Annotated in this window: 15 protein-coding genes; 11 read left to right on the forward strand and 4 right to left on the reverse strand. The window is 61.8% G+C overall.

The features are described from left to right. Positions 1-231 precede the first annotated feature (231 nt). Together G5367_RS15065 and G5367_RS15070 are read right to left on the reverse strand one after the other, a co-directional pair. Positions 232-4,032: a translocation/assembly module TamB domain-containing protein gene (locus tag G5367_RS15065; RefSeq protein WP_421244638.1), complete on the reverse strand. Its 3,801-nt coding sequence runs from the start codon at positions 4,030-4,032 to the stop codon at positions 232-234. A gap of 61 nt (positions 4,033-4,093) precedes the next feature. Continuing rightward, positions 4,094-5,863: an autotransporter assembly complex protein TamA gene (locus G5367_RS15070; RefSeq protein WP_421244637.1), complete on the reverse strand. Its 1,770-nt coding sequence runs from the start codon at positions 5,861-5,863 to the stop codon at positions 4,094-4,096. A 514-nt stretch (positions 5,864-6,377) separates the two neighbouring features. Here G5367_RS15070 and G5367_RS15075 point away from each other — a divergent pair. The 10 genes from G5367_RS15075 to mltB all read left to right on the forward strand — a co-directional run bounded on the left by G5367_RS15075 (position 6,378) and on the right by mltB (position 16,217). Continuing rightward, complete coding sequence (locus G5367_RS15075; RefSeq protein ID WP_005344448.1) at positions 6,378-6,752, forward strand: hypothetical protein; 375 nt, start codon at positions 6,378-6,380, stop codon at positions 6,750-6,752. A gap of 142 nt (positions 6,753-6,894) precedes the next feature. After that, positions 6,895-7,188, forward strand: a complete 294-nt coding sequence (locus tag G5367_RS15080; protein ID WP_421294585.1) for a peptidylprolyl isomerase — start codon at positions 6,895-6,897, stop codon at positions 7,186-7,188. Positions 7,189-7,338: 150 nt separating this feature from the next. Then, positions 7,339-8,013 carry a DUF1499 domain-containing protein gene (locus tag G5367_RS15085; RefSeq protein ID WP_421294587.1) on the forward strand — a complete coding sequence of 225 codons (675 nt, stop codon included), beginning with the start codon at positions 7,339-7,341 and terminating at the stop codon, positions 8,011-8,013. Positions 8,014-8,038: 25 nt separating this feature from the next. Next, a complete protein-coding gene (locus tag G5367_RS15090) occupies positions 8,039-8,620 on the forward strand; it encodes a carboxymuconolactone decarboxylase family protein (protein WP_068976908.1) in 582 nt (193 codons plus the stop codon). Then, the gene (locus tag G5367_RS15095) at positions 8,620-10,773 is read left to right on the forward strand and encodes an FAD-dependent oxidoreductase (protein ID WP_421294589.1); all 2,154 of its coding nucleotides are present in this window, start codon (positions 8,620-8,622) and stop codon (positions 10,771-10,773) included. Before G5367_RS15090 ends, G5367_RS15095 begins: the two co-directional genes overlap by 1 nt. Positions 10,774-10,790: 17 nt before the next feature. Then, positions 10,791-11,987, forward strand: coding sequence for an ABC transporter substrate-binding protein (locus tag G5367_RS15100; RefSeq protein ID WP_421294591.1), 1,197 nt, complete (start codon positions 10,791-10,793; stop codon positions 11,985-11,987). A 77-nt stretch (positions 11,988-12,064) separates the two neighbouring features. Continuing rightward, a complete protein-coding gene (locus G5367_RS15105) occupies positions 12,065-13,693 on the forward strand; it encodes an ABC transporter permease (RefSeq protein WP_421294593.1) in 1,629 nt (542 codons plus the stop codon). A 29-nt stretch (positions 13,694-13,722) separates the two neighbouring features. Further along, on the forward strand, positions 13,723-14,373 hold the full coding sequence (locus G5367_RS15110; protein ID WP_181222298.1) for an ATP-binding cassette domain-containing protein: 651 nt from the start codon (positions 13,723-13,725) through the stop codon (positions 14,371-14,373). Positions 14,374-14,387: 14 nt separating this feature from the next. After that, positions 14,388-15,002 (forward strand): CDP-alcohol phosphatidyltransferase family protein, encoded by a 615-nt coding sequence (locus tag G5367_RS15115; protein WP_421294595.1) that lies wholly within the window; start codon positions 14,388-14,390, stop codon positions 15,000-15,002. 132 nt (positions 15,003-15,134) lie between these two features. After that, positions 15,135-16,217, forward strand: coding sequence for a lytic murein transglycosylase B (gene mltB / locus G5367_RS15120; RefSeq protein ID WP_421294597.1), 1,083 nt, complete (start codon positions 15,135-15,137; stop codon positions 16,215-16,217). Between the two features lie 89 nt (positions 16,218-16,306). Here the strand turns inward: mltB and pgm are convergent, their stop codons facing one another. Next, positions 16,307-17,956, reverse strand: a complete 1,650-nt coding sequence (gene pgm / locus G5367_RS15125; RefSeq protein ID WP_420924816.1) for a phosphoglucomutase (alpha-D-glucose-1,6-bisphosphate-dependent) — start codon at positions 17,954-17,956, stop codon at positions 16,307-16,309. A gap of 58 nt (positions 17,957-18,014) precedes the next feature. Continuing rightward, positions 18,015-18,524, reverse strand: a complete 510-nt coding sequence (gene seqA / locus G5367_RS15130; RefSeq protein WP_421244632.1) for a replication initiation negative regulator SeqA — start codon at positions 18,522-18,524, stop codon at positions 18,015-18,017. Between the two features lie 274 nt (positions 18,525-18,798). Here seqA and G5367_RS15135 point away from each other — a divergent pair, with 274 nt between their 5' ends. Next, positions 18,799-19,581, forward strand: coding sequence for an alpha/beta fold hydrolase (locus G5367_RS15135; protein ID WP_421244631.1), 783 nt, complete (start codon positions 18,799-18,801; stop codon positions 19,579-19,581). The last annotated feature ends 11 nt before the right edge of the window (positions 19,582-19,592 follow it).

Below are 19,592 nucleotides of genomic sequence, written 5' to 3' on the forward strand. Positions count from 1 at the left end.
GACTGTAAATCTGACGGCTCTGCCTTCGAAGGTTCGAATCCTTCTCCCTCCACCATCATTCAGAAAACCCGGCCTAGTGCCGGGTTTTCGCATTTTTGGCCCATCGCAATTCATTCTCCCTCTGCACTGCCAACCTTTATCACGGCTTGCCCGCGGCCGATCGAGCAATACAAAACGGGAGGCCTGCGCCTCCCGTTTAGATTCATATCAGCCCTGTTACGGGATGAAGCGTTACAGAGTAAAGCGATAGAAGATATCGACCGCCTGAGCCACCCCGCTCATCGCCTGCAGATAGAGCCGTGGCAATACCTCGTAGCGCAGCTTGAACTCGGCGATGGGGCTGAAGACCCCGACCCCGTACTGGAACTGCAGGCCCGGCAGCAGATATGCAGACAGAGTCACCTGGGTGTTGTCACCACTGCCCGCCGTATCGAGGGAGACATCGCTCATCCCCAGCGACTCGCCGATGCTCGACACCACGCCGTTGGCCTGACTCACCGCGCCGGCTACCAGCAGGCCGTTGAAACCGCCATCCTCACCGCCGGTCTGCAACCCTTTGCCGCGCAGCAGATAGGAGAGCTGTTCCGACTGCGCCATCTGCGGTTCGGAGTAGACAGTGATCTCCGGCTTGCTGGCAGGGCCAGTCACCCGCACCCCGACCGTCACCTGACCCTCGATGGTATCGGGATCCCGGTTGGCCTCGATGTTGAGGAACGGCCGATCCAGCGGACCGGAGAAGAGGATCCGCCCCTCCTTGATGATGAGGTTCTGACCATAGGCCTTGAAGCGGCCGTTGGTCAGCACCAGCTGGCCGTTGCCTGCCAGCGGCTTCTCGGGATCCTGACGGATATTGAGACCGCCGGAGACATCGGTCTTCAGCCCCATGGCATCGAGCTTCACATCGTTGCCAAGGCGGATCGCCACTTTCATCGCCAGCGGCAGACTTGCCTGCTTGGGAGCCGGGGGCAGATCGTCATAGACCACGGTCACATCATCAGAGACCGCCACCGCCGAATCCGGCAGGCTCTTGACCAGAATACGTGCCCAGGGAATATCCACCTGACCGGTAATCCGGGTCTCCTCACCCAGCGACACCGCGATATCGGGCGAGACTCTGACCCGGCCCATGCCCGGATATTGCGCCTCCAGATCCTTGCCCTGAATGGTGAGGCTGCCGCTGACCGGCATCTTGGCCCAGCTGAGCCAGCCGCCCAACGCCAGCGGTCCCTTACCCACCAGCATGGAGCCATCGAGCTCGGCGCGATTTCCCTCGATCTTGAGGCGGGTCACCAGCTTGGTCAGGGTCACCATGTCAGAGTGGGTCTGCACTTCACCGTCACGCAGGTTGAGCTGGCCAAACAACAGGGGCGCCGCCAGGGTGCCGTCGAAGCGGGCATCGGCGGAGATGATCCCTTGCAGGGAGCGCACCTCAGGGATCAGTGGCGCAAAGGTATTGAGCTTGAGATCGTCAAACTTGAGCTGACCACCGAGCAGACCGCGACCGGCGGGATCCCTGATCAGCAGATCGGTATCGATATTGCCGATCTGTTTGGAGGCAAAATCGAGGCGAATGGCCGCCTGCTGCCGCTCGAAATCCAGGGCCAGGGCCAGCTGCTGATAGTCGGTCTTGAGACCATCAGCCACAAAAGTGCCCGGCGTGGTGCGCACCACCGCATGCAGGGTCGGCTGATTGCCACGCCAGCTGGCGCGGCCATCGGCGGAGAGCATCGCCTGCCAGCGGAAGTTGTCCGGCAACCAGGGGCGCAGCCGCTTGAGATCAAACTCGCTCAGGGCAAACTCCAGAGTCCCCTGGGCAGCGGAAACCTGACTCCCCTTGACGCAGAGGCTGGCACCCTGGGAGCCGAGGCAGAGATCCCCCATCGCCAGCCGCTGACGCGGCAGATCGAGATCCAGTGCCCACGGGGAACTCAAGTCCCAACGGCGCAGCGGGGTTTTCAACTGCAACTCGGAGAGCGCCCCGCGCCAGTGATCCCCGCGCACGCCGCCACCCAGTTTGAGGTTGGCCGCAACAGGGTCACCCTTCATGGTCAGGGTCAACAGATGCTGACTGATATCGCCGCTGAGGTTCAGGGCCAGCTGGCTGAGCTTGGTTTCGCCCTGTTTCAGCTGCGCCACCAACAACGCGAGCTCACCGGCCGGTTTGGCACCGATCGCCGCATTGCCCTTGAGGCTAATGCCCTTCAGGTCGGTGCCGGCATAGTAGAGCCGGTCGGAGACGAGATCCGCATCAATTTTTGGCGTCTGCTGATTGCCACTGACCTTCACCTGTCCCTTGATATCCCCTTTCAGGCCGGGATAGATCCCCCCCAGCTGGGGAGCCTGCAGGTTGGCATCGAGCTTCCATTGGGCAGTGCTGATGCTGCCCTTGGCCTGCAACTGGTTGGGGCCACTTTGCAGCGAGAGCGCCGGGATCTGCCACTCCATCTTGTCGTTGCCGCTAAGCTCCCCCTTGAGGGCCAGCGGGTACTGGTTGAGCTTGCCATCCACCTTGAGCTTGGGCAGTTTCAGCTCCCAGTGGCCCGCTTCGTTCATCACGAAACGGCTCTCCAGCTCACCGGCCAGCGTCCCTTTCAGCTCAGGCAACAGCTCGGCCGGATTGATCCCCTTGAACAGAGTGGTCCCCTGCCACTCGATCCCCTTGTTCCATGCCAGCTTGCCATCGAGCTTGAGCTCCCCCTTGAGGGCATTGAGCTGCAAGGCGATCTTGCTGAGCCGCTCCAGATCCCCCTTCCCGTCCAGCGCAAGCTTGAAGGGGGGGACATCGGTCCCCTTGCCGGAGGTATTGAGGGCAAACTGGTAGCCGGAGAGCTTGCCCTTGGCAGTCAGGCTCCCTTTGTCCAGCCGATAGCTCGGCTCATCTTTGGCTGGCTTGTGAAGAGGCCAGCCGAGGCTCTTCCAGTCGAGGGCCAGATCAAAAGGGAGATCCGGGTCGAGGGCGGCCAGCGAGCCCTTGAGACTGGCGGCGACCGGCCCCTTGGCCGACAACGCCAACCCCAGCTTGCCGACCGAACCGTTCAGCGCCAGCGTGGCCTGCTCACCCTGCAGCTCGCCATCCAGCAGCCCTTTGCGAGCCTTGGCATCCAGGGTCACCGCCAGCGGATAGTCATCACTGAGCTGGATGTGTCCCTTGAGCGCCAGATCGGCCATGGTGTGGCGCAGCGAAAGCTCGCGCACTTCGATACGATCGTCGGCGGCAGTGGCCGACAGCAGCAGCTTGTCGAGCCCTTCGATCAGCTCGCCCTGCTTATATTTCACGCGAGTCGCGCTGACCCCTTCCAGCTGGATGGGGAAAGGAAGATGAATGGCGGGCAGGACAATGGGGGCTGCCTTTGCCGTGTTCGCAGCTGGCGTCCCTTTGCCCTGTTTGACGGTCTTGGCGCTGGCCTTGTCGGTACGAGCAACCGCAGTCACGGCTTGCTTCTCGTTAGCGGCCGGCTGCTTGGCAGATTTGGCTGCGCTGGCGGGTGCCGCGTCATCCAGCGTCACCGTCAGGTTATCAAGCACCGGGCCGCGTACAATCAGCCCCTTGCGGTTGAGGGTGGCGCCGATATCGAGGGACCCCAGGGTCACGGCAACACCGGGCACCGCCAGATCGAGATCGGCCACCTTGAGGCTATCGACCTGGATCTTGAGTGGCAGCGGGTGCCAGACAAAGGGTTCGGAAGGCTCTTCCGGCGCAGGTTCGGAGTCGGCTACCTTGACCACCGGATGGGTCACCGCCAGGGATTTTATCCAGAGCTTGCCCTGCAGCAACTTGCCCAGATCCCAGTCGAGCACGGCGCGATCCACCGTTACATCCACCAGCTCATCCTGCCAGCCGGCCCCTTCCAGGGTCCAGCCATAGCCAAGCTGACCGGCAACCAGCTCCCCCTTGAGGGAAGGCAGCGCCCCCTTGGCCTGTTGCCACAACCACTTGTTGCCCTGATGGGTAAAGCCCAGCAGGCTGACGCCGATGAGCAGCAGGAACACCAGCCCCATCAGCCAGAGAAAGATGCGTTTTAGCCAGATCACAATGCAGACCCCCGCGCAAGATACAGCCGCAGCGGCCAAAGAAAAAAGCGTTTAGACAACATCATAATTCAGGCCCCAATGCGAAATGCAGCCGCAAGGGCTTCTCCTCCTCCGATACCCCGACCGCCAGATCCAGCCTGACCTGACCGATGGGGGTGACCCAGCGCACACCGACGCCGGTACCTATTTTCCAGGGCTCGCTGTAATCGGTGGTGGAGGTACCGCCATCCACAAACATGGCCCCCAGCCACTTCTCGCTGAAGCGGTAGTTGTATTCCAGACTGGCCACGCTGGTGTAGCGGCCACCGGTCAGCTTGCCATCCGGCCCGGTGGGGGAGATGCTCTCGTAACCAAAGCCGCGCACTGTCTGATCGCCACCGGTAAAGAAGCGCAAAGACGGCGGCACCAGCGAGAAGCTGTCACCTATAATGGCCCCCTGCTCTGCCCGCATCAGGAATCTGTGGTTATCGCCGAGGGTACGCAGCCACTTGCTGCGCCCCCACACCCGCATAAAGCTGATGTCGGAACCCCATCTGGGATCGGAGAACTCCAGCGTCAGCTGCTGGCGATCCCCCCAATCGGGCACCAGGGTGCCGCGCACCCGCAGTCGGGACCAGGAGACCCCGGGGATCAGCAGCAAGCTGTTCCCCTCGTCGGCGCCCTGGGTATAGATCTCGTTCTCCAGGCGGATAAAGACGTCCCGATCCCAGCTCTCCGGCCGCCGCGTCCAGCGGTGCACACCGATGGTAGTGAGATCGGAGCGGGTATCGTTGTTGTCCTTGTACTGGTAGCCGGTCTGGATGGAGTAGTAGTCCCGCAGCGGGTTGCCCACCGGGATCTGATAGTCGAAGCTGAGCTCGGCCTCCGGCGCCGACACCTTGGCGGTGGCAAACAGGCGGTGGCCGTAGCGGTTGACCCAGGGCTTCTCCCAGGTGGCACTCATCCGCGGCCCTACGTCGGTGGCATAACCGATACCGGTCTCGATTTCGTGATCGACCCGGTTATCCAGCGTCACCGCGATGGGCACCCGATAGTTGCTCGCCTCGCTCAATACCGGCTTGATATCGACCTGACGGAACAGCTTGGTGGAGGAGACATCCTGCGACATCTCGGCCAGACGGATGGCAAGATAGGGATCGCCGCTCTTGATGTTGATAAGCGGGCGAATAAGGTGAAGCGCTTCGGGGGTGGCATCGTAGCGGATCTCGCCAAAACGGTAGCGATGGCCCGATTCGAACAGAATAAAGATCTCCGCCGTCCCCTTGTCCGGGAACACCTTGACCTGACTCTTGCTCAGCTTGGCATCAAAGTAACCGCGGGCCAGCCCGAGGCTGCCCAGATCGGCCTTGATGGATTCATATTTGGCGTGGTTGAGGGGCTCGCCCTCTTTGAGGGGCAACTTGTCCAGCAGGGCGCTGTAGAGCTCGTCACTGCCCGCATCCCCCTCCAGCAGAATATCGAGGCGGGAGACGATGACCGGCTCCCCCTTGTCCACCTCAATCACCACTTTGGACGGGGTTTTCTTGTCGCGACTCAGGGTGATTTTCGGCTGGTAGTAGCCATAAACCTGCAGCGCCTTTTGCACGCTCTCGGTAATTTTGGCTCGGGCGGGACGATACTGGCGCTCCTGATAGACCGGCAGGGCATTGAGGTAGGCTTCAGCGTTGTCCTTGTTCTCCCCTTTCAACCCCTTGACCTGATAGGTGAGCTTGGCGGCAAACGCGGGTGAGGCCAGCAGCGACAACAACAGCCCAAGCAGTAACAAGCCACGGCGAAATGGAGGTCCGGACAGTGAACGCCCTGCCAGCAGGGATGAAATGCATCCTGTCAAAGGTCAATATTCCTGAATCTGTGGTGAAGGAAACCAGCGCCCTTTCGGGTCAACCCCGAATGCGGCGCAGCACGCCATACAGTGCATGGCCGTGACACAACAATGCGCGCCAGAAAAATGGCGAACCTTATCCTAACATAGGCGTTGGCCAGCGACAGCGCAGCGCCATTGGCAAATTCGCCATATCTTTTAAGAGGTTGACCACAAATCACACATTTTGGTGACAATAACGACGCCCGCTTTCCCGATGGAAGCGAATTGACCTGCCCTGAATAAGGCTCACCCCACCATCAGGCACCATTTGTCACCTCTCCTCCTCTCTTTGCAACCAGAAACCCACCACGACAGAGTTTGTCGGCATCACCCCACCCTCACCGTTTAACAGGCCCGGCACACCCTAAAGCCCGCCACAGAGAGTGATTAAGAATTGCTCGTTCAGCGCAATCGAATTATCCCGCTGCCTTTGCAGACGTCCCTCCCTCACACTTGAACCATCAACTGAAGGAGACACATCATGCATGCACGTAGCGAACAGATGGCTGACTATATTGCCGATCGTCTCGAGTTCATCACCTTTCTCGCCTGCTGCAGCGCCCTGCTGGCCCTGCTGACCGGCATGAGTGGCCAACAGGCGCTGGCTTTTACCGCCCTGAACCTGCCGTTTGGCCTCGGTATTCTGTTGGGGATGGCGATGCTGGCCCCCCTGCCCGTCCACTGGCGGCTGCCGGGGATCACCTTGCTGCTGGCAGGTTGCGCCCTGATGACCCTGCAACTGGGGGGGGAGTGGCTCAATCCGCTGGCTATATGGAGCCTCTACGCCCTGCTCGGGCTGGAGATCATCTGGCAAGCGCGTCCCCGCGCAGTGCTGGCAACCCGCGCTCGCCAATAGGAGCGACGATCGCCGGTAAATGGCGGGCTGTGAGGGCTGACGCAGGTGGCAAATTGGGGTACTCTTGCGCCCCCATTTGTCAATACGATGTGCCGCCATCCTGGCGTAAACAATCGTCACCATCACTTCCAGGAGCGCCCCGATGAAAAAAGCCTGTGCCCAGCACATTCTGGTTAAGACCGAAAAACAGTGTCTGGAGATCAAGGAGAAGATCGAGAAGGGAGCCGACTTCGGCCAGATGGCCAAGCGCTTCTCTACCTGTCCCTCAGGCAAGCGTTTTGGCGATTTGGGAGAATTTTCCAAGGGAGATATGGTGAAAGCATTTGACGATGCCGTATTCAAGGGTGAACTGCTCAAGGTGCTGGGACCTGTGCGCACCAAGTTCGGCTTCCATCTGATCAAAGTGCTCTATCGCAACTTAACATTATCTCGGTGAAGCTCCCGTCAGGCGGGCTTCACCGACCTCTGTATCCCCCTCGCAAAACTGACCAAAACCACGCCAAACTCTCATCAATTTACTAACGTTATCAGGCAATTAAGTTTATCCTTCTCGGCATTGTCCACATTCGACGATGGATCCCGTGCTATGCCCCGCTCTTGCTTGTGGCCCCTGCTGGCCTGGTTACTCCCGCTCGCTGGCGCCCTCGGCAGCCGCTTTCATCTCTGGCCCTGGTGGATCGGTTTTGCGATCTGTCTCATCGGAGCCCTTGTCTCCCTGATCTTGCTGGTACGCCTGCCCTGGAGCCGCAACCGCTACGCCAGCATCCTTGGCGCCTTGCCGCTACTGCTGCCCCTGACATTTGTGGCACAGGCGCTGCGGATGCCGCTGATCAATGATGTGAGCACAGATCCCTACAATCCCCCCCCACTGCGCTGGGCGGCGGAGCTCAGAACGGCGCAGGATCTGCCAATTAATAGCGCTCCGCTGAAAGCAGTTGAGGCAAAACCCGGTCCTCTCTTTACCAGGGCCTCTCCTGCCGAAGTGGTGATTGAAGCCTGCGAACTGATGCAGGAGCTGGGCTGGCAGGTACGACCCAGCCCCGATGGTCTGGATGCGGTGGTCACCACCGGCTGGTTCGGCTTTCAGGATGATGTGGCGCTGCGGGTCTTTGCTGGCCCCAGAGAGACCCGCATCGATATGCGATCAGCCTCCCGTCAGGGGCAAAGCGATCTGGGCGCCAACCGGGCGCGGCTCGAGGATTTCCTGATCCGCCTGAACGAGCGCCTTGGTCAGGCCTACAAACCCAATTTGAAACCGTAAGTGTGAAACAACAAGAAGGTAACTGATGCGCGTTGAGGTCAAACCCGACCGGGAATATGCCTGGTTTATCCGCCCCTTTTTCTGGCTGCAGAAGCGCAACTATGGTCAGGTACTTATTCCGGGCAAGTGCTGGGGCCGCTCGCCGCGCCTCTTTGCCGCCGTCGCCACCCTCTATGGCGTCATCAACCGCAAGCGCTCTCCCATCGATCCCGTGCTGCGCTCGCTGGTGACGGTGCGGGTCTCCCAGCTCAACTGGTGCCGCTTCTGTGTCGACATCAACGCCATGACCCTGGTAAAGCGAGCGGGCTCCAGCGAGAAGGTGGAGGCGCTGGCCAACTGGCGCGAAAGCCCCTTGTTTGACGAGCGGGAGAAAGCTGTGCTCGACTACACCGAGGCGATGACGGGCCTCGATGGAGTCAGCGATGAACAGGCTGCCCGCCTCAAACCCTGGTTCGATGACGATGCCATGGTGGAACTGACCGGCCTTATCGCCTTCCAGAACATGTCGGCCAAGTTCAACGCCGCCCTCGATATCGCGCCGCAGGGCTTCTGCCAGCTGCCGGTGCAACCGGAACGCCCCGCCAAGCCCGACAGCAAGGACGCCTGATGAACCGGACCCGCCTGCTGCTTGTGCTGGTGATGGGGGGCCTTATCGGCGCCTTTTTTGCCCTCGATCTCGGTCGTTACCTCACTCTGGACGCCTTGCAGGCCCAGCAGGCGGCAGTGGCGCAATGGGTCGACAGCCACTTTGTCTCGGCCAGCCTGCTGTTCGTGCTTATCTATGTGCTGAGCACCGCCCTCTCCCTGCCCGGCGCCAGCCTGCTCACCCTGGGTGGCAGCGCAGTGTTCGGCATCGCCTGGGGGCTGCTGCTGGTCTCTTTTGCCAGCACCATAGGCGCGACCTTGGCTTTTCTCAGCGCCCGTTTTCTGCTGCGCGACTGGGTCACCACCCGCTTTGGCGACAAGCTGGCCACCTTTCAGTCCGGCATGGCGAAGGAGGGGGCCTTCTATCTGCTTAGCCTGCGCCTCATCCCCATCTTCCCCTTCTTTCTGGTCAATCTGCTGATGGGGCTCACCCCCATCAGAGTCAGCACCTACTACTGGGTCAGCCAGCTTGGCATGCTGCCCGGCACCTTCGTCTATGTACTGGCGGGCAGCGAGCTTGGCCAGTTAACCAGCACCGGCAATATCCTCTCCCCCGGCCTGATGGTCGCGTTGACCCTGCTCGGCCTGATGCCCTGGCTGGTCAAGAAATTGACCACTCACCTCGCCCAGCGGCGCCTGCTCGCCCCTTACCGTAAACCCGCTCGCTATGACTACAACCTGCTGGTGATCGGTGCAGGTGCAGGTGGGTTGGTCACCAGCTATATCGCGGCAGCGGTGAAGGCCAAGGTGGCGCTCATCGAGAAACACAAGATGGGGGGCGATTGCCTCAACAGCGGTTGCGTCCCCTCCAAGGCATTAATCCGAAGCGCCCGCTTTGCCGCAGAGCAGCGTAAAGCCGACGAGCTAGGCTTTAGCCCAAGCCACTCCCGCGCCGATTTTGCCACCGTGATGGAGCGGGTGGCTGAGGTTATCAAGGAGGTCGAGCCACACGACTCCATCGAACGCTATCAGGGGCTTGGAGTGGAGTGCATCGAAGGGGAGGCGCGGCTTGTCTCCCCTTGGGAGGTGGAGGTTAACGGCCAGCGCCTCGCCAGCCGCCATATCGTCATCGCCACCGGCGCCCGACCGTTGGTGCCCAAGCTGCCGGGGCTGGATAAGGTGCCTTACCTCACCTCGGATAGCCTCTGGCAGCTGCGCACCCCGCCGCGCCGCCTGCTGGTGCTGGGCGGTGGCCCTATCGGCTGCGAGCTGGCCCAGAGCTTCGCCCTGCTCGGCATTCCCGTGACCTTGGTGGAACTCTCGGAGCAACTGCTGCCCCGCGAAGATCGAGCGGTCGCCGATGCGCTGGCCGGGCAGATGAGCCGCGATGGCGTGCAGCTACTCACCGGCTGGCGCGCCGAACGAGCCGACTATCTGCCCGCAGCCAAGGGGGATCTTCCCATCCGGCTGCAACTGCGCCGGGGCGATGAGACACAGGTGGTGGAAGGGGATCAACTGCTGCTGGCACTGGGTCGGGTCGCCAACGCCAGCGGCTTCGGGCTCGAAGCGTTGGGGGTCGAGCTGGCCCCCCGCGGCACCATAGCGGTCGATGGTTTTCTTGCCACCAACTTCCCCAGCATACTGGCAGTGGGAGACGTAGCGGGCCCTTACCAGTTCACCCACTTTGCCGCCCATCAGGCCTGGTATGCGGCAGTAAATGCCCTGTTTGGCCAGTTCAAGCGCTTTCGGGCCGACTATCGGGTCATTCCGGCGGCCACCTACACCACGCCAGAGATTGCCCGAGTCGGCTTCAATCGCAAGGAGGCCGAGGCGCAGGGAATTCCCTTCGAGGCGACCCGCTTCGAGCTGGCCGAGCTGGACAGAGCCATCACCGATGGGGAGCGCCACGGTTTTGTCGAGGTGCTGACCGTGCCGGGCAAGGATACTATCCTTGGCGCCACCATAGTGGGCACTCACGCCGGTGAACGGATCGCCGAGTTCGTGCTCGCCATGCGTCACCGCCTCGGCCTTGGCAAGATCCTCGGCACCATTCACGCCTATCCCACCCTGATGGAGGGGAACAAATATGTGGCGGGTGAATGGAAACGGGCCCACCAGCCCACCCGGGTGCTGGCTCTGCTGGCCCGTTATCACCGATGGCGCCGTGGCGCCTGACAACCAGAGAAACGTTTATGCTCAAGCCATTCTCACAACTCAACTCACAGCTCAAACGGCGGCTAAACGCCCTGCTGTGCGCCCTGCCACTGCTGGCCAGCGGCCCGCTGTTAGCCAGCCCTGATGACAACTGGCAACGGACCCTTGAGGAGGCGAAGGGACAGACCGTCTACTTCAACGCCTGGGGCGGCAGCCCGGAGATCAACGCCTATCTGGTGTGGGCCGGACAGGAGCTGGCGCGCGACTATCAGGTCAAGCTGGTACAGGTAAAGGTGGATGACATCGCCCAGAGCGTCAGCCAGCTGCTGGCCAACAAGCTGGCAGGCAAGCAAACTGGCGGCCCCATCGACCTGCTCTGGGTCAACGGCGAGAACTTCAAGGCGCTCAAGGAGCAGGGGCTGCTCGGCGCTCCCTTTACCGCCGAGCTACCCAACATGGCGCTGGTAGACAGCACCCTGCCGGTGAGTGAGGACTTCACCCTGCCGGTGGAAGGGCTGGAAGCCCCCTGGGGCATCGGCCAGCTCAATCTGATGGTCGACACCGAAGAGGTCGCCAGAGCGCCCACCTCGGCAGCAGCCCTGCTGGCGTGGGCCGAGGCCCATCCCGGTCGCTTCACCTATCCCAAGCCACCCCAGTTCCATGGCTCCAGTTTTCTCAAGCAGATCCTGCTGGAATTGACGCCAGACCCGGCCCCCCTCTATCGGGAAGCGACCGAGAGCGAGTTTACCCAACTCACCGCCCCGCTCTGGGCCTGGCTCGATGAGCTGCATCCGGCACTCTGGCGCAAGGGCAAACTGTTCCCCAGCAGCGCCGCCGAAACCCGCCAGCTGCTCGATGATGGCGAGCTGGCCATGGCCATCAGCTTCAATCCGCAGGAGGCACAAAGTGCGGTGCAAAACGGCGCCCTGCCCCCCGGCGTCGTCGCAGTCGCCATGGAGAGAGGTGCACTCACCAACAGCCACTTCCTCGCTATTCCCTTCAATGCCAGCGCCCGTGCGGGAGCTAAAGTGGTGGCCAACTTTTTGCTGAGCCCGGCGGCGCAGGCACGTAAAGCCAATCCGGCATTCTGGGGTGATCCCAGCGTGCTGCGGGCCGATGCGCTGCCTGATCCCGCCAAAGGGCAACCGGCACTTCGCTTCAAATCGGTGGCCGAGCCTCACCCCAGCTGGCAGCTCAAACTGGAAGCGGTCTGGGCCGAGCGTTACGGCCACTGATGAACGTCGCTGGTCACCCGCTTTCCCGCTCCCGGCCGTGGCGCCGGTTGACACGCCCCCCCCGTATGAGTGCGGGGATGGCGGTCATTTATCTGGCGCTCTTCGTCATCCCATTGCTGGCGGGGCTGTGGCAACTGCTGGCGGAAGGGATGACCGCCTCTCATCTTGCCTTGCTGCTGGCCCAACCCGGTCTTTGGCACTCAGCAGCACTGAGCCTGTGGATTGGCGCTGCCTCCACCCTCGGCAGCCTGCTGATGACCGCCCTGCTGCTGGCCCACAGCGACAGCCGAGCTTTCGAGCTGCTCCGTCGCCTGCTCTCGCCCATGCTGGCCATGCCCCACGTCGCCTTTGCCATCGGCTTTGCCTTTCTGCTCGCCCCCTCCGGTTGGCTACTGCGGCTCGTCTCGCCAGCTCTGACCGGGTTTGATCTTCCCCCCGATTGGCAGACCATTCGGGATCCTTGGGGGCTCGGGCTGATTGCACTGCTCGTTTTCAAGGAAACCCCCTTTCTGCTGCTGATGGCGATGGCCGCGCAGCAACCCATCCTGCTGGCACGCCAGCAGTGGCTGGGGGCGAGCCTCGGTTTCAGCGCCCCCCAGATCTGGTGGCGCCTGCTGCTGCCAGCGCTGTGGCCTACCCTGCGCCTGCCCATCTATGCGGTGGCGGCCTACGGAGTGGCGGTGGTGGATCTCGCCCAGCTGCTCGGGCCCGATGCCCCCGCCCCGCTGGCGGTGCGGTTGTGGCTCTGGTATCAGGACCCGAATCTGCTCTGGCGCGGAGCCACCGCCAGCGGCGCCCTGCTTTTGCTCGCCATCACGGCGTTGCTCATCGCTCTGCTCAGATTACTGGAGTGGCTTCATAAAGAGATGGGCAAAGGCTGCTGGCTCGATGGCAAACGGGCGGCGCCCCACTTCTTTGCCAACCGGCTCGCAGCGGGCTTTGCCTTCACCCTGATCACCCTCAATCTGGCGGTGCTAGCGGCGCTGCTGCTCTGGTCACTGGCGCGCCGCTGGCCCTTTCCCGCCCTCTGGCCCAGCCAGTGGAGCAGTCACTACTGGCTGGATCTGCTGCCAACCCTGCTGCCGCTGCTGACAACCAGCACACTGCTGGCGCTGGTGAGCGGCTTGCTGGCACTGGGAATGGCGGTGTGCAGTCTGGAGGCACAAGCCGGCCGCCGCCCCTGGCCTCTCTGGCTTATCTACCTGCCGTTGTTGCTGCCGCAAGCGAGCCTGCTGTTTGGTATCCGGCTCGGGCTGGACTGGCTTGCACATGACTCGATAAGCAGCGGCATTGGCTGGGGCTGGGTGCTCTGGAGTCAGCTGCTGTTTGTCTTTCCCTATGTCTATTTGTGTCTGCACGGCCCCTATCACCAGTTCGATCCGCGGATCACCCAGAGCGCCCTGCTGCTGGGGGCAACGCCATGGCGAGCCTGGTGGCAAGTGAAAGCGCCGCTGCTGGCGCGCCCGCTGCTGTTTGCCTTCGGCGTCGGGGCGGCGGTGAGTTTGGCCCAATACCTGCCGACCCTGCTGTTTGGCGCAGGCAGAGTGGTCACCATCACCACCGAAGCGGTGGCCATCGGCAGCGGCCTCAACCGGCGGCTGGCGGGGCTCTACGGCCTGCTGCAACTGCTGTTGCCACTCGTTATCTATTTGCTGGCGCTCTGGCTGCCAGCGCGGATCAATCCGGCGCTCAAAAGGGCACACTGACGATGAATTCTGACCATGGCAACGGCACCATGCTAAGCACCACGCCTCTTCGCCTCTATCTGGAGGAAAACCTGCTGTTTTCACTGCCCGCCCTGCAGGTGGCGCCGGGCGAGGTGCTGACCCTGATGGGGCCCAGCGGCTGTGGCAAGAGCTCGCTGCTGGCGGCGCTGGCGGGGGTACTGCCCGGCGCGCAGACAGATAGCGGCCCGATCCGGCTGGAGGGGGAGATAAGACTCGGCGAGCGGCTACTCAACGCCCTACCGCCGCAAGCGCGGCGCATCGGCATGCTGTTTCAGGATGATCTGCTGTTTGACCATCTGACGGTGGCGGAGAACTTGATGTTCGGCATGCCAGCGACCATCAAGGGAAAACGCACACGGCGGGAAAAGGCACTGGCCGCACTGGCACAGGTCGCGCTGGCGGACCAGGCTGACAAGCTGCCGCAGCTGCTGTCAGGGGGGCAGCGGTCGCGGGTCAGTCTGCTGCGAGCGCTGTTGGCCGAACCCGATGCCCTGCTGCTGGACGAGCCCTTCTCCCGCCTCGACAAGCCGCTGCGGGCCGCCTTTCGCGAGCTGGTGTTCGCGCAGATCAAGGCGCTGGCCATCCCCGCCATCCTGGTGACCCACGATGCGGAAGACGCGCCGGGCACCATACTCCACCTCACCGAATCCTGTTTTTAACCGAGGAATTCAACTTGTTTGATCGCCATCTGATCCCCGTGATCCGCAGCCCCCTCACCCAACTTGCCAAACCGCTCTGCCGTGCCGGGATCAGTGCCAATCAGGTGAGCCTCACCGGCTTTGCCATCGGCATGCTGGCTCTGCCGCTGCTGGCCTTTGGCTGCTATCAGTGGGCGCTGGCGGCCATCCTGCTCAACCGGCTGCTGGACGGGCTCGATGGCGCCGTGGCGCGGGAAACCGGCATCACCGACTGCGGCGGCTTTCTCGACATCACGCTGGATTTCATCTTCTATGCCGCCGTGGTGCTGGGCTTTGCCCTCGCTGCCCCCGCCAATGCGCTGCCTGCCGCCACCCTGCTGTTTGCCTTTATGGGCACCGGCTCGAGCTTTCTGGCGTTTGCCATCATGGCGGGCAAACGGGGCATCGACAATCCGGTCTACCACCACAAATCCCTCTACTATCTGGGTGGCCTCACCGAGGGGAGCGAGACCATCGCCCTCTTTGTGCTGATGTGCCTGTGGCCAGCCGCCTTCGCCCCGCTCGCCTACGGCTTTGCCCTGCTCTGCGCCATCACCACCCTGACCCGGCTCTGGAGCGGTTACCACACCCTGCGTCCCCCCCTGCCATAAACAGCACAGCCCTCACAGAAGGGCTAATCCATCGCACGATGAATTGGCGGCAAACAAGGCACACGGAACACTTGCACGGGGATGACAATGTTTTACCATGACGGCACTTTTATCAGTCTCTTTGAGAACCCTATGCGTCGCCTTGCCTCTCTTCTCACTCTGTCATTATTCCCCCTGCTCGGTGGCTGCAGCAGCGCCCCAGCGCCAAAACCCGTGGTCGTCCCCCAACCCAAGAGCGCCTTCATCAACCAGACGCCGTCGCGAGGCCCCGTTTACAGCCAGGGGGTGAGCAAAGGGGACTTCGCCAATCGCACCAATGTGGACAGATTCGTCCAGAAGATGGTCGAGAAGCACGGTTTTGACAGCGCCCAGCTGCATCAGGTGCTGGCGCAGGCAGAGCGCTACGACTGGATCATCCGTCTGATGGATGCCCAGGCGCCGACCACCAGCAAACCGACTGGCCCGACCGGCGCCTGGAACCGCTACCGCGCCAAGTTCATCACCCCGGACAACGTACAGAGCGGCGTCAACTTCTGGCGCGAATACGCAAGCGAGCTGAACCGGGCGGAGCAGATCTACGGGGTACCGCAGGAGATCATCGTCGGTATTATCGGGGTCGAGACCCGCTGGGGCCGGGTGATGGGCAAGACCCGCATTCTGGATGCGCTGGCCACCCTGGCGTTTGATTACCCGCGCCGTGCCGAGTTCTTCACGAGCGAATTGGAAGCCTTCCTGGTGATGACCCGCGACGAGGGGATGGATCCCACCGAACCCAAGGGCTCCTATGCGGGCGCCATGGGCTACGGCCAGTTTATGCCCTCCAGCTTCCAGCGCTATGCGGTGGACTTTGACGGCAACGGCCACACCAACCTGTGGGATCCGGTGGATGCTATCGGCAGCGTCGCCAACTACTTCAAGGCCCACGGCTGGGAGAAAGGTCAACCGGTCGCGGTGCGCGGTCAGGGCCAACTGCCCGGCTATGAGCATGGCTTCCAGACCCGCTACCCCATCGCCACCCTGCGCCGCGCAGGGCTGACGCCAACCAGCAGCCTGGGCAACCACAGCGAAGCGAGCCTGCTACGCCTCGATGTCGGCACCGGCTACCAATACTGGTACGGCCTGCCCAACTTCTACACAATCACCCGTTACAACCACAGCACCCACTACGCCATGGCGGTGTGGCAGCTGGGGCTGGCGGTGAAGGCAGCGCGCTGAAAGACCGCGAGCAGCAGATAAAAAAAGGAGACTTAACGGCTCCTTTTTATACCAATTACTTTATTTATTCACGGTAGATTGACCCGAAATCAGACCCCGGCCTTGGCCAGTGCCGCGGAGACGATCTGCTGGGCCTCTTGCTGGATGAGGTCGAGGTGCGCGTCGCCCTTGAAGCTCTCCATATAGATCTTGTAGATGGACTCGGTGCCGGAGGGGCGCGCCGCGAACCAGCCGTTCTCGGTCACCACCTTGAGACCGCCGATGGCAGCATCGTTGCCCGGCGCCTTGGTCAGCTTGGCGATGATGGGCTCACCGGCCAGGGTGGAGGCTTCTACCAGAGCAGGATCCAGCTTGGAGAGCACCGCTTTCTGGGCGCTGTTGGCCGGGGCGTCAATACGGCGATAGCTGGAGCGGCCGAACTTGGTTTCCAGTGCATCGTAGTGGGCTTGCGGATCCTTGCCGGTGACCGCCAGAATTTCCGCCGCCAGCAGCGCCAGAATGAAGCCATCCTTATCGGTGGTCCAGACGGTGCCATCTTTGCGCAGGAAGGAGGCGCCCGCGCTCTCCTCGCCACCAAAGCCGAACTCCCCGCTGTAGAGGCCATCCACGAACCACTTGAAGCCGACCGGCACCTCTTTCAGGGTACGGCCAATCTCGCCGGCAACCCGGTCGATCATGGAGGAAGAGACCAGCGTCTTGCCGACGGCTGCATCGGCAGACCAGCCGGTGCGATGGGTAAACAGATACTGGATTGCCACCGCCAGATAGTGGTTCGGGTTCATCAGGCCGGACTTGGTAACGATGCCGTGACGGTCGTAGTCAGGGTCGTTGCCAAGGGCGATGTCGAACTTGTCCTTGAGAGCGATCAGGCTGGCCATGGCGAACGGGCTGGAGCAGTCCATCCGGATCTTGCCATCTTTATCCAGGGTCATGAAGGAGAAGGTCGGGTCGACCTTGTAGTTCACCACCTCGATGTTCAGGCCATAGGTCTTGGCGATGACGTCCCAGTAGGCGACGCCGGAACCGCCCAGCGGATCGACACCGATCTTGATGCCTGCATTCTTGATGGCGTCCATGTCCAGCACGTTCTTCAGATCATCCACATAGGGGGTGACATAGTCGTGCTCGACCACGAACGGGCTCTTGAGCGCCTCGGCGAACGGCATCCGTTTCACGCCGGCCAGACCCGCTTCCAGAATGGCGTTGGCACGGTCTTCCACCCACTTGGTGATCTCCCCTTCGGCGGGGCCACCATGGGGCGGGTTGTACTTAAAGCCACCATCTTCCGGCGGGTTGTGGGACGGCGTGATCACCACGCCGTCAGCACGGGCAGCCGGTTTGCCTGCATTGTGGTGCAGGATGGCGTGAGAGATGACCGGGGTCGGGGTAAAACCGAGGCCAGCCTGAATGCGGGTTTCAACGCCGTTGGCCGCCAGCACTTCGACGGCGCTGGCAAAGGCGGATTCGGACAGGGCGTGGGTATCCATGCCGACAAACAGCGGGCCAGTGATGCCGGCCTGCTGGCGATACTCCACCAGGGCCTGAGTCACCGCCAGAATATGGGATTCGGTAAAGGCGCTGTGCAGGGCGCTGCCACGGTGGCCGGAGGTACCGAAGGCAACTCGCTGCTCGGGGCGGCTCATGTCCGGCTTGTTAAGGTAGTAGGCGCTGACCAGACGGGGAATGTTGGTCAGGTCGCTTAAACGGGCCGGCTGACCGGCGTGGGAATGCTGAGCCATGGCGTTTTCCTTGCGTAATGGCGGCCTTGCCGGGCAAGGCCTGAGTCTTGAAAAACCGTTAGATTGCGCCGCACACCTGCGCGATCACCTCGTCACCGTAACCCATGCTGCTCATCAGCTGGGCCACCATGTTCTGCTTGCGACTGGTGTTGGTGTTGGTGATCACCCAGAACGGGGTCTCCGGTACCGGCTTGGGCTTGGTGGTGCTGCCACTGGCGCGCAGAGCCTCGGGATCCCGTGCGAAATAGACGCGCTTGCGCCCCTTGATTTCGGTGGCCTGGGTAAACCCGACCGGATCGTCCCGGTAGAGGGTACTGAGCACCTGCATGAAGCGGTTGATGGACTTCTCTTCCTTTTGCAGCTCACCGGAATCGAGCAGGGCTTGCAGCCCTTGTTGGGTGGCTACCGCACAGGGCTGCGCGACGGCAACGGGCTCGGTAACCGGCACACGTTGGTGAGCAGGCTGTTCCAGCAGACGGCGCAGGATATCGGAGGCACTCTCACCGATGTGCCGGGTCTGGCTGGCGATATAGAAGTAGAGATCGTCATCAAGCTCGATGGTTTTCATAGGGATGCGCTGGACTCGTCGAAATTCGGATGCGGCGATTATACATAGGCAAACCCGACAGCCCAAGCAAGGGGCTGGCAGATGTACATGAATCTCATCGAGAATACGGCATAATAGTGGGCCAAGTGTGTGATCAGCCGCACTGATAGCCGATCCGGACGGGATTTTTTAGAAAAAAAACCACATTTATTTCCCATCCGCTGGACGAAATCCTTTTCTTTCCAGTGCGTTAAATAAAACAGCGATACGCACTCACGACCGACAAGGTGTCATTTTGCAACAAAACAGCATATTGAACTTCAAGGAGCAGGGTCAGGGCCCGGCAGTCATTCTGATCCACGGCCTGTTTGGCAGCCTCGACAACCTCGGCCTGCTGGCCCGCGCCCTCGGCGAGCACTATCGGGTCATCAGCGTCGATCTGCGCAACCACGGTGCCTCCTTTCATAGCAGCGAGATGAGCTATCCGGCCCAGGCAGCCGATACCCTGACCCTTATGGATCGGCTGAATATTGCCGAAGCGACCCTGATTGGCCACTCGATGGGTGGCAAGGTGGCGATGCAGGTCGCCAAACTGGCGCCCACGCGGGTGAGCAAACTGGTGGTAGCTGACATGGCGCCGGTCGCCTATCCCCACTCCCGCCACCAGAATGTGTTCGCCGGACTCAACGCCACCCTGCGCACGCCGCCGCAAAGCCGCAGTGAAGCGGAGGCCATTCTGGCGCAGCATATCGAGATCGCCGGGGTGCGCCAGTTCCTGCTCAAATCCTTCGCCAGAGTCGAGCATGGCTGGGGTTGGCGCTTCAATGTGCCCGCCCTTGAGCAAAACTACGCCAACATCATGGGCTGGCCAGAGGATGAACGCCGCTTCGAGGGGCCGGTGCTCTTTATCAAAGGGGGGGATTCTGACTATATGCAGCCCCAATACAGCGAGACGGCACTGGCCCAATTCCCGGCGGCAAAGGTGCGTGTCATCGCGGGTACCGGCCACTGGCTGCATGCGGAAAAACCGGCTCTGTTCAACAAATTGGTTGTGGATTTCCTGTCGACAGGCGGTTAACAGTTTCAAAT

The sequence above is a fragment of the Aeromonas sp. 604282 genome (assembly GCF_049170575.1).
GTDB lineage: Bacteria > Pseudomonadota > Gammaproteobacteria > Enterobacterales > Aeromonadaceae > Aeromonas > Aeromonas veronii_A.

Coding starts and splice junctions, on each gene's coding strand:
- G5367_RS15075 (WP_005344448.1), top strand. CDS start 6,378: ATGCATGCACGTAGCGAACAGATGGCTGACTATATTGCCGATCGTCTC.
- G5367_RS15080 (WP_421294585.1), top strand. CDS start 6,895: ATGAAAAAAGCCTGTGCCCAGCACATTCTGGTTAAGACCGAAAAACAG.
- G5367_RS15085 (WP_421294587.1), top strand. CDS start 7,339: ATGCCCCGCTCTTGCTTGTGGCCCCTGCTGGCCTGGTTACTCCCGCTC.
- G5367_RS15090 (WP_068976908.1), top strand. CDS start 8,039: ATGCGCGTTGAGGTCAAACCCGACCGGGAATATGCCTGGTTTATCCGC.
- G5367_RS15095 (WP_421294589.1), top strand. CDS start 8,620: ATGAACCGGACCCGCCTGCTGCTTGTGCTGGTGATGGGGGGCCTTATC.
- G5367_RS15100 (WP_421294591.1), top strand. CDS start 10,791: ATGCTCAAGCCATTCTCACAACTCAACTCACAGCTCAAACGGCGGCTA.
- G5367_RS15105 (WP_421294593.1), top strand. CDS start 12,065: ATGGCGGTCATTTATCTGGCGCTCTTCGTCATCCCATTGCTGGCGGGG.
- G5367_RS15110 (WP_181222298.1), top strand. CDS start 13,723: ATGCTAAGCACCACGCCTCTTCGCCTCTATCTGGAGGAAAACCTGCTG.
- mltB (WP_421294597.1), top strand. CDS start 15,135: ATGCGTCGCCTTGCCTCTCTTCTCACTCTGTCATTATTCCCCCTGCTC.
- pgm (WP_420924816.1), bottom strand. CDS start 17,956: ATGGCTCAGCATTCCCACGCCGGTCAGCCGGCCCGTTTAAGCGACCTG.
- seqA (WP_421244632.1), bottom strand. CDS start 18,524: ATGAAAACCATCGAGCTTGATGACGATCTCTACTTCTATATCGCCAGC.